The organism is Lysobacter gummosus (assembly GCF_001442805.1).
In the GTDB taxonomy this organism is placed as follows: domain Bacteria; phylum Pseudomonadota; class Gammaproteobacteria; order Xanthomonadales; family Xanthomonadaceae; genus Lysobacter; species Lysobacter gummosus.
Genome location: NZ_CP011131.1, coordinates 5,769,158 through 5,782,773, shown reverse-complemented (window position 1 = coordinate 5,782,773; position 13,616 = coordinate 5,769,158). Strand labels below are relative to the sequence as shown.

13 protein-coding genes are annotated in these 13,616 nt (G+C 67.9%); 2 read left to right on the top strand and 11 right to left on the bottom strand.

Translation table 11 applies throughout. The features are described 5' to 3' along the window. Nucleotides 1-95: 95 nt before the first annotated feature. Complete coding sequence (locus LG3211_RS23450; protein WP_057944957.1) at nt 96-3,575, bottom strand: PAS domain-containing hybrid sensor histidine kinase/response regulator; 3,480 nt, start codon at nt 3,573-3,575, stop codon at nt 96-98. An 882-nt stretch (nt 3,576-4,457) separates the two neighbouring features. On the opposite strand from LG3211_RS23450, the gene LG3211_RS23445 reads away from it, so the two are divergent. Further along, the gene (locus LG3211_RS23445) at nt 4,458-5,702 is read left to right on the top strand and encodes a trypsin-like serine peptidase (protein ID WP_057944956.1); all 1,245 of its coding nucleotides are present in this window, start codon (nt 4,458-4,460) and stop codon (nt 5,700-5,702) included. Between the two features lie 447 nt (nt 5,703-6,149). On the opposite strand, the gene rpmG is transcribed toward LG3211_RS23445, so the two are convergent. Then, a complete protein-coding gene (gene rpmG, locus LG3211_RS23440) occupies nt 6,150-6,314 on the bottom strand; it encodes a 50S ribosomal protein L33 (RefSeq protein WP_031370656.1) in 165 nt (54 codons plus the stop codon). 13 nt (nt 6,315-6,327) lie between these two features. Beyond that, nucleotides 6,328-6,564, bottom strand: coding sequence for a 50S ribosomal protein L28 (rpmB, locus tag LG3211_RS23435; RefSeq protein ID WP_057916198.1), 237 nt, complete (start codon nt 6,562-6,564; stop codon nt 6,328-6,330). Between the two features lie 319 nt (nt 6,565-6,883). Between rpmB and LG3211_RS23430 the strand changes: the two genes are divergently transcribed. Then, nucleotides 6,884-7,279 (top strand): GFA family protein, encoded by a 396-nt coding sequence (locus tag LG3211_RS23430; RefSeq protein ID WP_057944955.1) that lies wholly within the window; start codon nt 6,884-6,886, stop codon nt 7,277-7,279. A 21-nt stretch (nt 7,280-7,300) separates the two neighbouring features. Here the strand turns inward: LG3211_RS23430 and LG3211_RS23425 are convergent, their stop codons facing one another. From LG3211_RS23425 to rsmG, 8 genes are all read right to left on the bottom strand, one after another. Beyond that, nucleotides 7,301-7,636, bottom strand: coding sequence for a lipid-A-disaccharide synthase N-terminal domain-containing protein (locus LG3211_RS23425; RefSeq protein WP_057944954.1), 336 nt, complete (start codon nt 7,634-7,636; stop codon nt 7,301-7,303). Between the two features lie 10 nt (nt 7,637-7,646). Further along, a complete protein-coding gene (locus LG3211_RS23420; protein WP_057944953.1) occupies nt 7,647-8,372 on the bottom strand; it encodes a glycosyltransferase family 2 protein in 726 nt (241 codons plus the stop codon). A 383-nt stretch (nt 8,373-8,755) separates the two neighbouring features. Then, complete coding sequence (locus LG3211_RS23415) at nt 8,756-9,721, bottom strand: NAD-dependent epimerase/dehydratase family protein (protein WP_057944952.1); 966 nt, start codon at nt 9,719-9,721, stop codon at nt 8,756-8,758. Nucleotides 9,722-9,898: 177 nt separating this feature from the next. After that, nucleotides 9,899-10,330 carry a hypothetical protein gene (locus tag LG3211_RS23410; protein WP_148649123.1) on the bottom strand — a complete coding sequence of 144 codons (432 nt, stop codon included), beginning with the start codon at nt 10,328-10,330 and terminating at the stop codon, nt 9,899-9,901. Between the two features lie 210 nt (nt 10,331-10,540). After that, the gene (locus LG3211_RS23405; protein ID WP_187313090.1) at nt 10,541-10,999 is read right to left on the bottom strand and encodes a DUF4279 domain-containing protein; all 459 of its coding nucleotides are present in this window, start codon (nt 10,997-10,999) and stop codon (nt 10,541-10,543) included. 16 nt (nt 11,000-11,015) lie between these two features. Beyond that, entirely contained in the window at nt 11,016-11,933 is a 918-nt protein-coding gene (locus tag LG3211_RS23400; RefSeq protein WP_057944949.1) for a ParB/RepB/Spo0J family partition protein, read from the bottom strand. Next, nucleotides 11,930-12,748 (bottom strand): ParA family protein, encoded by an 819-nt coding sequence (locus LG3211_RS23395; protein WP_057944948.1) that lies wholly within the window; start codon nt 12,746-12,748, stop codon nt 11,930-11,932. Before LG3211_RS23395 ends, LG3211_RS23400 begins: the two co-directional genes overlap by 4 nt. A gap of 178 nt (nt 12,749-12,926) precedes the next feature. After that, entirely contained in the window at nt 12,927-13,592 is a 666-nt protein-coding gene (rsmG, locus tag LG3211_RS23390) for a 16S rRNA (guanine(527)-N(7))-methyltransferase RsmG (RefSeq protein WP_057944947.1), read from the bottom strand. Nucleotides 13,593-13,616 lie beyond the last annotated feature (24 nt).

The following is a 13,616-nucleotide window of genomic DNA, read 5'->3' as shown; positions in this document are numbered from 1 at the left end:
CGTATGCATGCCGGTGGTCCGGTCACCGCCGCGGCGTCGCGCCCATGTCGGCGCGCGTTACGAACGCACGCGACCGCAATCGATCCGCGAACCGATCAGGCCTGCACCGCCCGACGTTGCGCGGCGAGGAAGGCGCGCAGCGAGGCCGGCTTGATCGGCTTGGTCAGCACCCGGCAGCCGCGTTCGCGCGCGGCCAGCTTGAGCGCGTCGCTGCCGTCGCCGGTCAGCAGCGCGGCCGGCAGTGCGATGCCCAGGCGCTCGCGCAGGGCGTCGATGATCGCCAGGCCGTCGAGGCGGTCGTGCAGGTGGTAATCGACCAGGGCCACGTCCGGATGTTGATCGAGCAAGGCCAGCGCGTCGTCGACGGTCGCCGCCAACAGCGCGTTCGCGCCCCACCGGTCCAGCAGCGCGCGCATGCCGTCGAGAATCTCGCGGTCGTTGTCGATGCACAGCACGCGCAGCCCGGCCAGCGAATCGGTGAGGGTGGCGTTGACCGGTTCGGCCGCGACTTCGCGCGGCGGCTCGCCGCACGGCACCGCGATCGAGAACACGCTGCCGTGGCCGATGCGCGAACGCACCCGCAACGGATGATCGAGCGTGCGCGCGATGCGCTGGCAGATCGACAGGCCCAGGCCGAGTCCGCGTTCGCCGCCGATGCCGGGTTGGTCGAAGCGGCGGAACTCGTCGAAGATCTGTTCCAGGTGATGCTCGGGAATGCCCGGGCCGGTGTCCCAGACCTGCAGTTCGATGCGCTGCAGATCCGGCCGCGCGCGCGCGGCCAGCAGCACGCCGCCTTCGCGGGTGTAGCGCAGGGCGTTGGCGAGGAAGTTCTGCAAGGCGCGGCGCAGCAGGCGCCGGTCGCTGCGCACCGGCATGGTGTTCAGCGGCGCGCGCACGCGCAGTTGCAGGCCGCGGCCGGCGGCGCTGGGCGCGTACTGCGCGGCCAGTTCCCGCAGCAGTTCGCCGGCGTCCAGGTCGGCCAGTTCCGGCCGCAGCGCGCCGGCGTCCAGGCGCGAGATGTCGAGCAGGCCGTCGAGCAAGTCTTCGGCCGCGCGCAGCGAGGCGTCCACGCGTTCGGCCAGGCGCCGCTGTTCCTGCGCGTCGTCGCTTTCGCGCAGCGCGGTGGTGAACAGGCGCGCGGCGTTGAGCGGTTGCAGCACGTCGTGGCTGACCGCGGCAAGGAAGCGGGTTTTCGATTGCTGCGCCGATTCGGCTTCCTGCGTGCGTTGTTCGACGCGTTGTTCCAGGGTTTCGTTGGCTTCGCGCAGCGCTTGTTCGGCGCGTTTGTAGTCGGTCACGTCGCTGTAGCTGGTGACGTAGCCGCCGCCCAGCAGCGGCCGGCCGACCAGTTCGATCACCTGCCCGTTGCTGCGCACGCGCTCGAACACGTGCGGCGCGCCGGCGCGCAGGTGGGCGATGCGGCGGCGCACGAGTTCGTTGATGGTGTCTTCGTCGAGCGGCCCGGGGCCCATTTCGCCGCGCTCGGCGTTCCAGCGCAGCAGGTCGCTGACCGGGCGGCCGACGTAGAGCATGCCGTCGGGATAGTCGAACAATTCCTGATAGCGGCGATTCCACGCGACCAGGCGCATCTGCGGATCGACCACGCTGACGCCCTGGCTGATGTTCTCCAGCGTGGTCGACAGCACCTGGCGGTTGAAGCGCAGTTCCTGATTGGCCTCGTCGAGCAGCGCCACCACTTCGCCCAGTTCCATGCCCGAACCGCGCAGCGCGCTGGTCAGGGTCAGGCGCGCGGAAGCCGCGCCGATCGCGGCGGCGAGCAAGCGCTCGGTGAACTGCGCCAGCGCGCGATCGGCCGGCTGCTCGGGCTGCCATTCTCGGCCCTGCTGATGGGCGTAATCCTCGAACGCGCGCCGCGCATGACGCTCGCCGACGATGCGTTCGGCCAGCGCCAGCAACTCGCCGCTGCGCACCGCGCCGGCCCAGCCGCCCGGGCCGAGCGCGGGACGGCGCACGTAGGGATCGAGGAACGGCGCGGCCAGCAGTTGTTCCTGCAGGCGCGGGCGCTGCCGCACCGAGATGAACAAGAACGCGCCGACATTGAACAGCAGCGACCAGAACGTGCCGTGCGTCAGCGCGTCCCAACCGACCAGGCCGAACAACTGCTCCGGCCGCAGCCACAGGATGTCGAGCGGGCCGCTGCTGAGCCAGCCCTCGTCCAGCCAGCCGATCCGTGTCAGCGCCGGCAGCAGCAGGGTGTAGATCCACACCACCGTGCCGGCGAACAAGCCCGACACCGCGCCGGCGCGACTGGCGCCGCGCCAGTACAGCCCGCCGATCAGCGCCGGCGCGAACTGCGCGACCGCGGCGAACGCGAGCAGGCCGTGCTGGGCCAGACCGTTCGCGCCGATCGAGGCGCGGTGGTAGGCATAGGCCATCAGCGCCAGCAGCACGATGGTGATGCGGCGCACCCACAGCACCTGCCGGTCGACGCCGGTGCTTTCGTGCGGCGCGCCTTCGTGCAGCGCGCCGCTGCGCAGCAGCAGCGGCATGACCAGATCGTTGCTGACCATGGTCGACAGCGCGACCGAAGACACGATGACCATGCCGGTCGCGGCCGAGAAACCGCCGATGTAGACCATCAGCGCCAGCGCCTGCTGATCGAACTGCAGCGGCAGCGCCAGCACATAGGTGTCCGGCGACACGCCGCTGCCGCCGAGCATGGCCTGGCCGGTCAGGGTGATCGGCACCACCAGCAGGCTGATCAGCACCAGATAGCCGCCGAACAGCCAGCGCGCCGAGCGCAGATCGTTGGGGTCCTGGCATTCGACCACGGCGACGTGGAACTGGCGCGGCAGGCAGATGATCGCGGTGAAGGCGAGCAGGGTCTGAGTGACGAAACCGGCCGGCAGGCCGGGCTGCATGACCACGCGCGCGGCCTGTTCGACGCGCTGCGCGTAGTTGCCCAGGCCGGGCAGATGGATCAGCGCGAACACGCCGATGGCGATGAAGGCGATCAGCTTGACCAGCGATTCCAGCGCGACCGCCAGCACCATGCCGTGGTGGTGTTCGGTCGCATCGACCCGGCGCGTGCCGAACAGGATCGCGAACACCGCCAGCATCATCGCCACGTAGAAGGCCGGATCGGCGAGCAGGCCGGCATCGGACGGTACCCCGGCCAGCACCTGCACGCTCATCGCCACCGCCTTGAACTGCAGTGCGACGTAGGGCACCGCCGCGGTCAGCGCGACCGCCGCGACCAGCGCCGCCAGCCCGGGCGCGCGGCCGTAGCGCGAGGACAGGAAGTCGGCGATGGAAACGATGCGGTGCTCGCCGGAGATCAGCACCAGCCGCTCCAGGATGCGCCAGCCGAACAGCAGCATCAGCAGCGGGCCGAGGTAAATCGGCAGGAACCCCAATCCGGTGCGCGCTGCGGTGCCGACCGCGCCGTAGAAGGTCCACGAGGAGCAGTACACCGCCAGCGCCAGCGAATACACCGCGGTGCGCAGCCAGCGCGCGCGCGGCGTGCGTTCGCGCTGATCGCCGTAGTAGGCGACCGCGAACAGCAGGCCGACGTAGCCGGCCGATACCAGCAGCAGGATCCAGCCGGGAATCAAGGGCGTTTCAGGCTTGGGTGGGAGGTCGGTCGAGTGTAAGGCCTGGGATTGGGCGCGGGGCCGCGGCGGGGGTTCGACCTTTGGGTAGGTGGGTGGAGGGCGGGTGGCGGGTGGAGTTGGGGCGGCGGTGGCCGGGTGGGTGCGGCTCGGGCCTGGGAGTGGCGGCCAGTGCGTCGACGCGGGGCGATCTGCGCCGAAAGCGGCGCGCCGGCTTGGCTGTCCGGATGTTGTCCCCACCCTCGCAGGCGTCGCATGCAAGGCGAAGCGGCTCGGCGTGTCCGCGCTGCGTCGACAGCGAGATGGACGATTCGGTCTACGACGAACGCGCATCCCTGTCTTGCCTCGCTATTTCATCAGCGATCACGGAATCGGCGCACGTATCCGATCGGCAGTACTGGAAAATTTCGCGAAGACGAGATCGCCGATGCGCATCGAGTGCGCGAGATGCGATTCGCGCAATTGGACGACGCATGACGGCATATGCACGTCGTTTTCGATTTCACCGATCCTGCGCATGCAGCCAACGAAAACGCTCTTCGCGATGGCTGAAAAAGCCAACGCGCACTGGTGGCGAAGCGACGCGACTCACCCCGCAGCGCAGCGCTCAGGCTGAACTTGCCCCACCTTCGGCACGATTCAGCTGAGTCGGCGGTCAAGCTTCCAATCATCGATGCGGCGTAATCCACTGCGATCACGGTTTCGGCCGCGCGCATTTGCCAGTGTCGCCGCGCACGGCAGCCGTCGCTGTCGGTGCGCAATCCAACTCTCACATCGGCGCATGCAACCGCCATGCACGTTCGCCGCCGCGTTCGCGGTGCGCGCCACGTGCGCCTGCCCGTTTCGATTGCGACCGCGCCGCCACCGTTCCAGGAGGAACACCCTATGAAGTATGGACAGTGCAAGCAGTTCGCCCCGGCCCTGCTGCTGGGCGCGTTGTGTCTGGCGTTGCCGGCGCTCGCCGCCGCGCAGACCGAACCGGCCGCGCCGGTGCCGTTGAAGATCGCCGAGCAGCGCAGCATCGACCTGCAACTGGGCGCCCCATCCGGCCGCGTCGGCCGCGCCGGCAATGACGCCGGCACCAAGCCGGTGGAGATCCGCACGCCGGACGCGTCCTTCATCAAGGTGCACTTCGATCGCTTCTCGCTGCCGGCCGGCGTGAGCCTGGAAGTGTCCAGTCCCGATGGTCGCGAGATGTATCGCTACAGCGCGCAGCAACTGGGCCCGCACACCGTCGCGGCCGATCTGGGCCAAGACGGCAAGACCAGTTTCTCCGCGATGTCGATCAGCGGCCCGGTCGCGGTGCTGCGTCTGGTCGGCACCGCGCGCGAACCGTGGCGTGCCGATCACGGCGTGAAAGTGTCGCGTTATCTGGAAGGCTATCCCGAAGACATGCTGCCGGAATTGCAGAACGAAGGCTTGCTCGGCACGCAGGTCGGCGGCAAATCGATCTGCGGCAGCGACGACAAGCGGGCCGCCGCCTGTTACGCCACCAGCGACACGCAGGCCTTCAACGGCTCCAGGCCGGTCGCGCGCGCGGTCATGAGCAGCGGTAGCCTGTGCACGGCGTGGCGGGTGAGTTCGAGCAATCGCATGTTCACCAACAACCACTGCATCAGCACCGCCGCGGGCGTGGCCGGCGCGGAGTTCTGGTTCAACTACCAGCGCAGCACCTGCACCGGCGCGCAGGCGACGGTGACCAAGGTCGCGGGCGATCAGATGCTCAAGACCAACACCACGCTCGACTACACGCTGTTCACGGTGAAGAACTTCGCGAACATCTCCAGCTTCGGCTCGCTGGGCCTGGACGTGCGCGCGGCGAACGCAAACGAAGGCATCTTCATTGCCGGCCATCCGGGCGGACGCATGAAGGAGCTCAGCGTCGCCGACACCCAGAACAGCGGCGGCAAATGCCGCGTCGACGCGCCGAGCGTGACCGGCAACGCGCCCAACAGCGACGTGGGCTATTACTGCGACACCGAGGGCGGCAGCTCGGGCTCGCCGGTGATCGCGCGCGCCACCGGCAAGGCGATCGCCTTGCATCACTTCGGCGGCTGCTTCAATTCCGGCGCGAAGATTTCGCTGATCTGGCCGCAGGTTTCGACGTATTTCGGGGGTGTGATTCCCTGAGGTCGGCGGTTCGGCAATGCGAAGAAACCCGCCTTCGGGCGGGTTTCTTTTTGTGCTTTGGCAGACGGCACCCGACAGGTGGCCGTTGCCGTTGTTGTTGCTGTTCCCCCCCCTTTGAAAAAGGGGGGAGGGGGGGATTCGCTTTTGCTCTTTCTCGCACCCGCCAAATCAAAGCAAATCCCCCGCGCCATCAGCGACGGTCCAGACATCCAGCGGCCGCCGGGCGTCCGCCCCCTTTTTCAAAGGGGGCAACGGTGGCGCGCTTGTTCGGGGTATTCGTTCGTAACGCCGATGCAATTCATCGCAGCGCATCTACGCGCCACGAAATCGTCGGCCAAAAAAAACCCGCCGAGTAGGCGGGTTTCTTCTAAAGGCGCTGGATCCCCGTTTTCGCGGGGATGACGTCTTGGCAAAGCCGTTCGCGCTAAGCGCGAACGGGCCAAGACGTCACTTGATCTTGCCTTCCTTGTAAATCACGTGCTTGCGAACGACGGGGTCATACTTCTTGACCTCCATCTTCGCCGGGGTGTTCTTCTTGTTCTTGTCGGTCGTGTAGAAGTGACCGGTGTTCGCCGTCGAGATCAGGCGGATCTTGTCGCGCTTGGAAGCCATGGTTCGATCCTCCTCAGATCTTTTCGCCGCGTGCGCGGAGTTCGGCGAGGACGGAATCGATACCGTTCTTGTCGATGGTGCGCAGGGCATGGGCGGAAACGCGCAGCTTCACCCAACGGTTCTCACTGGCGACCCAGAAGCGGCGCTCGTGCAGGTTGGGGAGGAAACGGCGGCGGGTCTTGTTCATGGCATGCGAGACGTTGTTGCCAGTCGTCGTTCGCTTGCCCGTTACTTGGCATACGCGGGACATTACGCACCTCGAAAGGAGTCTTGCTTCCCTTGGCCAGGGAGGCGGCGGCCCCGGCACCGCGTTCTTTCGAAGGCTGGCACCGCGCGATACAGGTAAGGATTCTCGCCGTACGTGGCGGCCCGGAATCGCGCTTCCGAGGGCCGCCCGGTGATGCCCCTAAGGGCAGCCGGACACAGCGAGCCGCGCATTATGCCGGCAAATCCAAGTCGGAACAAGCACTTGCCGGCCACGCTCCCGGCGGCCGGGCGGAAAGCCGCGATATTCTCCCGAACTGGGCCGCGAGCCCCTATCCCGTCTCAGCCCAGCTAAGGAGATTCGCATGATCCGTCGCACTGCATCCTGCGATTGCGGCCAACTGAGCCTGACCTGCGAGGGCGATCCGGTACGGGTCTCGGTCTGCCATTGCCTGTGCTGCCGGCGCCGCACCGGCAGCGCATTCGGCTGGCAGGCGCGGTTCCCGCGCGAGGCGGTGGCGATCCAGGGTGAGTCGCGCGAATACGTGCGACAAGGCGACAGCGGCAGCTCGGCGCGGTTCGGCTTCTGCCCGAACTGCGGCTCGACCGTCTACTGGCGCGCCGAAGGCCTGGAAGCGTTCGTCACCGTCGCGGTCGGCGCCTTCGCCGAGCCGGACTTCCCGCCGCCGTGGGTGTCGGTCTACGACGACAGGCGCTCGGGCTGGATCCGGATGCCGGAAGGCTGCGAGATCCTCGAATGATCCGGGCGTCCGGCTCGCGCCTCAGTGGCTGGCGCGGTCGCGGCGCCAGCCGCGGTGCTTGATGTCCAGGTACAGGCTGTAGGCGGCGGTGAAGGCCGGGAACAGGTTCTGGATGACGCCCACCGAGTCCTGCTTCTGCGAGAACACGAAGTAGCTCAGCGTCATCACGCTGCCGAGCAGGCTCATGTACCAGAACGCGCGCGGGATCACCGGCTTGCCGTGGCGCTTGCTGGCGATGAACTGCACCAGCCAGCGGCCGCCGAACATCAGCGCGCCGATCAGGCCGATCAGCTTCCACGGCGACATGTGCAGGCCGGTCCAGGCCAGCCACGCGATCGGCGAATTCATGAAGTCCATGGCGGCGACCTCAGCGTTCGACGATCTGGGTGAGCTTGCCGCGGCGGATCAGCCATGCCACCCCGCGCAGGTCGCTGATGCCGACCAGGGCGCGGTTGAGGTTGTTGTACTTGGACACGCCGGTGCTGCGCTGGCGGTGGTTGACCGGCACGCTCAGGGTCTTCCAGCCGGCGCGCTGCATCAGCGCCGGCAGGTAGCGGTGCATGTGGTCGAAGTAGGGCAGTTCCATGAACGCGGCGCGCTCGAACAGCTTGATGCCGCAGCCGGTGTCGGGGGTGTCGTCGCGCAGCATGCGGCTGCGGATCGCGTTGGCCCACTTCGATGCCCAGCGCTTGCTGCCCGAGTCCTGACGGTTGACCCGCCAGCCGGCGAACAGCTTGACCTCGGGGCCGGATTCGGCGCGCTTGGCCAGCAGCTTGGGGATGTCGGCCGGATCGTTCTGGCCGTCGCCGTCCAGGGTCGCGATCCAGGCGCCGCGCGCGGCCTTGACCCCGTTGCGCACCGCCGTGCTCTGCCCGCTCTGGGTGAGGTGGTGCAGCACGCGCAGTTCCGGCACGCCGGCTTTCAGGGCTTCCAGCGCGGCCAGGGTGCCGTCGCGCGAGTGGTCGTCGATGTAGACGATCTCGAAATCGGCCACGCCGCGCAGGGCAGTGACGATCTCCTGGACCAAGGGGGCGACGTTGTCCTGTTCGTTGAATACCGGGACCACGACGGACAACTGGGGGGTTTGCGTCATGAATGAAGCTCGCGAGTAATACGGGTATTTGCGCCCGAGGCCTTGTCGGCGCGGGGTGATGGTGATGAGCGCGGCGGCTAGGCCGGGCCGGGTCGCATCGAGGCGAGCCCGTCCTGGGGCGACAGCGGACTGCAGAGTGTTAAAGCGTGCCGTGCGCGGACGACAAACGTCACAAGATCTGCAAAAAACACGCGCAGCTTAAGCTTCTGATGTGCCTGAGTGAACGGCCCGGAGGCGGGTTCGGGACGCCGGACCATGAATGAGCCGATGTCGGCGGGATGTCGGCGCGGGATCGATCGACAATCGCGCCGCCCGCCCGCGGCGACCGACGGGCCGAGAACATCGGTGAACTATCGACTTTTCCGCGCTATGCGGCCGAAACGTCAGGCATTGTCGCCGAAATAGCTCCGGCACCATTCGACCACGCGCGGCAGTCCGACCTCGATCGTCGTCGCCGGCTCGAAGCCGAACGCGGCCTGAGCGCGCGAGGTGTCGGCCATGGTCTCGACCATGTCGCCGGGCTGCATCGGCTTGTAGACCTTCTGCGCCGGGCGGCCGGCGGCGTCGGCGATGACCTGGATGAAGCGTTCCAGCTCGACCGGGGTGTGGTTGCCCAGGTTGAATACCCGGTGCGGCGGGTCGGACGCGGGCGGATGGTCGAGCGCGCCGATCACCCCGGCGACGATGTCGTCGATGTAGGTGAAGTCGCGGCGCATCTTGCCGTGGTTGAACACGTCGATCGGCCGGCCCGCCAGCACCGCGCGCGAGAACAGCAGCGGCGCCATGTCCGGCCGGCCCCACGGCCCGTAGACGGTGAAGAAGCGCAGGCCGGTGGCGCGCAGGCCGTACAGATGCGCGTAGGTGTGCGCCATCAATTCGTTGGCGGCCTTGGTCGCCGCGTACAGCGAGCGCGGCTGGTCGATGCGCTGGTCTTCCGAGAACGGCGGCGTGGCCGAATCGCCGTACACCGAGGACGAACTCGCATACGCCAGATGCTGCACGCCGCGGTGGCGGCACAGTTCCAGCAGATTGACGAAGCCGACCAGGTTGCTGTCCACGTAGGCATGCGGATTGGTCAGCGAGTAACGCACGCCGGCCTGCGCGGCCAAGTGCACCACCTGCTCGAAGGCGAACTCGTCGAACAGCGCGGCCAGGCCGTCGCGATCGCCCAGGTCCAGCGCGCGGATATCCACGTCCGCGCACAGCGCGGCAACGCGGTCGCGCTTGATCTGCGGATCGTAGTAATCGTTGTAGTTGTCCAGGCCGACGATCGCGCGGCCTTGCGCGCGCAGGGCGCGGCAGACGTTGGCGCCGATGAAGCCGGCTGCGCCGGTGACTAGGATGGTCATTCGAAGTGGAGTCGGCTGTTGAGGCGCGAAGTGTCGCCTAATTCGTGTTCCGGTTTCGCGTCGATGCGCACGCGGAAAATCCGCCCGGTGCCTGCGGCGTGCGCGGAAAACGCGCTGGCCTGGGCCGCGTGCGCGCTTCCGGGCGGCGTCCGCCCGGCGCGCGCTGCGGCAGCGGGATTACTGCACCGCCACCTGCTTGGCCAGGGCGAAGCCCTCGTTGAGCTGCTCGGCGGTGGCCGCGTCGATCCATACGTAGACCTTGACCTTGCTCTTGGGCTTTTCGCCCGGCAGGTTGACCAGGGTTTCGCGCGAGTACGGACGCAGGTTGTTGACGGTTTGCTTGGTGAACCACTGGACCTGTTGGCTGCCCACGCTGCCCTTTTCGGCGCGGGCCTTCTTGGCCGGCTTGAAGGTGCGCGTGCCCAGGTAGACGCCGAAGCCGGTGCCCGTGCCCAGGCTGTTGGGCAGTTCGAGGTAGCAGATCGTGTAGTTGGCGCCTTGGCGCTGATTCCACTTCAACTCGGGATTCTTCAGTTCCGGGCACGACCCGGTCTGCGCCCAAGCCATAACCGGTGCCAGCATCAATGCGGCGGCGGCCATCCATTTCATGTGTATCTCCTTCTCGGTGGTGTGGTTCGTAGTACGGCGACGACGCTTCGACCCGGCCGGGAAGACCCGACAGGCGTGTTCAGCGAAAGCGAATGCACAAGTTTAGTGGATTACCCCAATCCCGCCGGCGCGAATCGTCACAGGACAGTCGTTTTCCGGCCCGCCTGGCGGCGGTGCGCTCAGGCTAGTGGGAAAGAATCGAGCCGGTGCTCAAGCCGGAGTGTCGCCGGTACCGGGCGGGTCCGGTGGATAAATATCGAATCCGAGCCCGATCCCCAGCGCGGCAGCCTTGGCCATCAGAGCCGGTGACAAAACCAAGCCGGTGTTGGCATCGCAGAACAGGCCGATGAAGAACATGGCGCGCCCACCGTCGTCGTGGAAGGCGCGCAACCGGCCGGAATGTTGGCTCAGGCGGTCGAGCTGCGCTTCCAGGAAGGTTTCCAGAGGCTCGTCGTCCGAGGTCCGGGCGTCGTCGGTTTCGGGAGACAGGTCGCCGCCCCAACTCGATTCGCGGTACGCACCCGGCAGCAGGGTACCTTTCGGGGTGATGCGCCGGTCGCCGGCTTTGACAGCGCGGGTGGGGCGGACTTCCAAAACTTCGCCCAGTTCGCGCAAGTCGGCGTCGGGATGGCTCAGGCTCAAGGAAACACGGTAGCGATAGGGATGCACGTGGCTCGGACGCGGATCAGGCGTCGACCTTGCCGCGCAGCCTCTCCAGCACCCCATCCAGCGAATCCAGGTCGGTGTAGTGGATCACCAGCCGGCCCTTGCCGCCGCGGCCGTGCAGGACGTTGACCTTGGTGTTGAGCGATTCCGACAGCTCGCGCTCGAGCGTGGCGATGTCGGCCTGCGGCTTGGCCTTGACCGGCTTGGCCTTGCCCGACACCGGAATCTTGCCGGCGGCCAGCTGCTGCACGCGGTGCTCGACGTCGCGCACCGACCAGCCCAGTTCGGCGGCCTGGCGCGCCAGCGCGATCGCCGCTTGCGGCTGCAGGGTCAGCAGGGCGCGGGCGTGGCCCATCTCCAGGGCGCGGGTCTCGACCAGGACGCGGATCTCGCCCGGCAGTTCCAGCAGGCGCAGCAGGTTGGACACCGCCGCGCGCGAACGGCCGACCGCTTCGGCGGCCTGGGCGTGGGTGAGGTCGAATTCGTCGATCAGCCGCTGCAGCGCGGTGGCTTCTTCCAGCGGGTTGAGGTCTTCGCGCTGGATGTTCTCGATCAGCGCCATCGCGACCACGGTGCGGTCATCGACTTCGCGGATGACCACCGGGATTTCCGCCAGCCCGGCCAGGCGCGAGGCGCGCCAGCGGCGTTCGCCGGCGATGATTTCGTAGGTCTTGCCGCCCTTTTCGCCGATCTCGCGGACCACGATGGGCTGGATCACGCCCTGGGCCTTGATCGATTCGGCGAGCTCGGCCAGCTTGGCTTCGTCCCAGTGCTTGCGCGGCTGGTACTTGCCGGCGCTCAGCGAATCGACCGGCAAGTTGCGCAGCATGTCGCCGGGCTGGGCTTCGACCAGGGTCGGCGCCTCGGCGGCGGCTTTCGGGCCGAGCAAAGCTTCCAGGCCGCGGCCCAGGCCGCGCTTCTTGGCGGGGTTACTCATGCAGGGGTCTCCGCGCCCACGGCGGTCTTGGCGGCTTTGGCGGCTTGTTCGCGTTCGCGCTGGCGGCGCAGCACTTCGCCGGCCAGGCCCAGGTAGGCGATGCCGCCACGGCTGGTCTTGTCGTAGCCGACGATGCTCTGGCCGTAGCTGGGCGCTTCGGCCAGGCGCACGTTGCGCGGCACGATGGTGCGGAACACGCGGTCACCGAAGTGGGTGGTCAGGTCGGCCGACACGGCATTGGCGAGGTTGTTGCGCACGTCGAACATGGTGCGCAAGACGCCTTCGATTTCCAGTGAAGGGTTCAGGTTGGCCTTGAGCGCCTCGATGGTATCGACCAGCGCGCTCAGGCCTTCCAGGGCGTAGTACTCGCACTGCATCGGCACGATGATCGAATCGGCCGCGGTCAGCGCGTTCAAGGTCAGCAGCGACAACGCCGGCGGGCAGTCGATCAGGATGTAGTCGTAGTTGCCGCGCAGCGGCGCCAGCGCGCGCTTGAGCCGCTGCTCGCGCGCGTCCTGGTTCATCAGGCTGATTTCGGCCGCGGTCAGGTCGATGTTGGCCGGCAGCAGGTCGAAGTCTTCCGGCGCGCGCACGATGGTCGCGGCGGCGTCGGCTTCGCCGAGCAGGACGTCGCAGACCGTGTCCTCCAGCTGGCGCTTGTCCACGCCGCTGCCCATCGTGGCGTTGCCTTGCGGGTCCAGATCGACCAGCAGCACCCGCTTGGGCGTGCGTGCGAGCGCGGCGGCCAGGTTGACCGCGGTGGTGGTCTTGCCGACCCCGCCTTTTTGATTGGCGACGGCGATGATGCGGGCCATGCGGCTCGTCCCCTGCTTGTTGCGGAGTGAATTGAGTAACGACGGCGTCCGGCGCCAGGCGCCGACCGGACTGGGGATTATGCCCGCGCCGGCTGCCTCGCGCTTGACGCGGGCTCGCGGCCGGGTGAGCCGCGCGAGACAGACGGTTGCGCGGCCCGGCGTATGGTCGCAGGCGGGCTCAGCCTTCGCCTTGGCGGCCGATCACGACCATGTGGCGCTCGGCGGCCAGCCCGGGCACCGTCATCGGCTCGACCGCGCGGACTTCCCAGCCCTTGGGCAGCGCGGCGATTTCCTCGTCCGGGCGCTGGCCCTTCATCGCCAGCAGCACGCCGCCGGGCTTGAGCAGGTGGCCGCCGAGTTCGAGGATCAGCGGCAAGGTGGCCAGGGCGCGCGCGGTGATGGCGTCGTAGGCGCCGGGTTCGGCGAAGGCCTCGATCCGGGATTCGGCCACCCGCGCGTCCTTCAGGCCGAGCTGGCGCAGCGCCTCGCGCATGAAGCGGGCCTTCTTGCCGGCGCTTTCGACCAGGGTCACGCGCAGGCCGGGCTTGACGATCGCCAGCGGAATGCCGGGCAGGCCGGCGCCGGTGCCCAGGTCGGCCAGGGCGCCGCCGCGCGCGGCCAGCGCATCGACATAGCGGTGCATGGCCAGCGAATCGAGCAGGTGCTTGCCGACCATGTCCTGCGGATCGCGCACCGCGGTGAGGTTGTAGGTGCGGTTCCAGCGCGCGAGCAGGGCCAGGTAGTCCAGCAGCGGCGCGGCCAGGGCCGGGTCGAGGGCGAGCGCGGACAGGCCGGCTTCGAGCTCGGTGCGCAGCCCGGGCGGAAGGGAGACGGGGGTATTCATCGCGGCGATTATCGCCGATGGCGC

What these genes read in the sequence shown, in the direction of transcription:
- LG3211_RS23445 (WP_057944956.1), top strand. Translation starts at nt 4,458, where the DNA reads ATGAAGTATGGACAGTGCAAGCAGTTCGCCCCGGCCCTGCTGCTGGGC.
- rpmG (WP_031370656.1), bottom strand. Translation starts at nt 6,314, where the DNA reads ATGGCTTCCAAGCGCGACAAGATCCGCCTGATCTCGACGGCGAACACC.
- rpmB (WP_057916198.1), bottom strand. Translation starts at nt 6,564, where the DNA reads ATGTCCCGCGTATGCCAAGTAACGGGCAAGCGAACGACGACTGGCAAC.
- LG3211_RS23430 (WP_057944955.1), top strand. Translation starts at nt 6,884, where the DNA reads ATGATCCGTCGCACTGCATCCTGCGATTGCGGCCAACTGAGCCTGACC.
- LG3211_RS23425 (WP_057944954.1), bottom strand. Translation starts at nt 7,636, where the DNA reads ATGGACTTCATGAATTCGCCGATCGCGTGGCTGGCCTGGACCGGCCTG.
- LG3211_RS23420 (WP_057944953.1), bottom strand. Translation starts at nt 8,372, where the DNA reads ATGACGCAAACCCCCCAGTTGTCCGTCGTGGTCCCGGTATTCAACGAA.
- LG3211_RS23415 (WP_057944952.1), bottom strand. Translation starts at nt 9,721, where the DNA reads ATGACCATCCTAGTCACCGGCGCAGCCGGCTTCATCGGCGCCAACGTC.
- LG3211_RS23410 (WP_148649123.1), bottom strand. Translation starts at nt 10,330, where the DNA reads ATGAAATGGATGGCCGCCGCCGCATTGATGCTGGCACCGGTTATGGCT.
- LG3211_RS23400 (WP_057944949.1), bottom strand. Translation starts at nt 11,933, where the DNA reads ATGAGTAACCCCGCCAAGAAGCGCGGCCTGGGCCGCGGCCTGGAAGCT.
- LG3211_RS23395 (WP_057944948.1), bottom strand. Translation starts at nt 12,748, where the DNA reads ATGGCCCGCATCATCGCCGTCGCCAATCAAAAAGGCGGGGTCGGCAAG.
- rsmG (WP_057944947.1), bottom strand. Translation starts at nt 13,592, where the DNA reads ATGAATACCCCCGTCTCCCTTCCGCCCGGGCTGCGCACCGAGCTCGAA.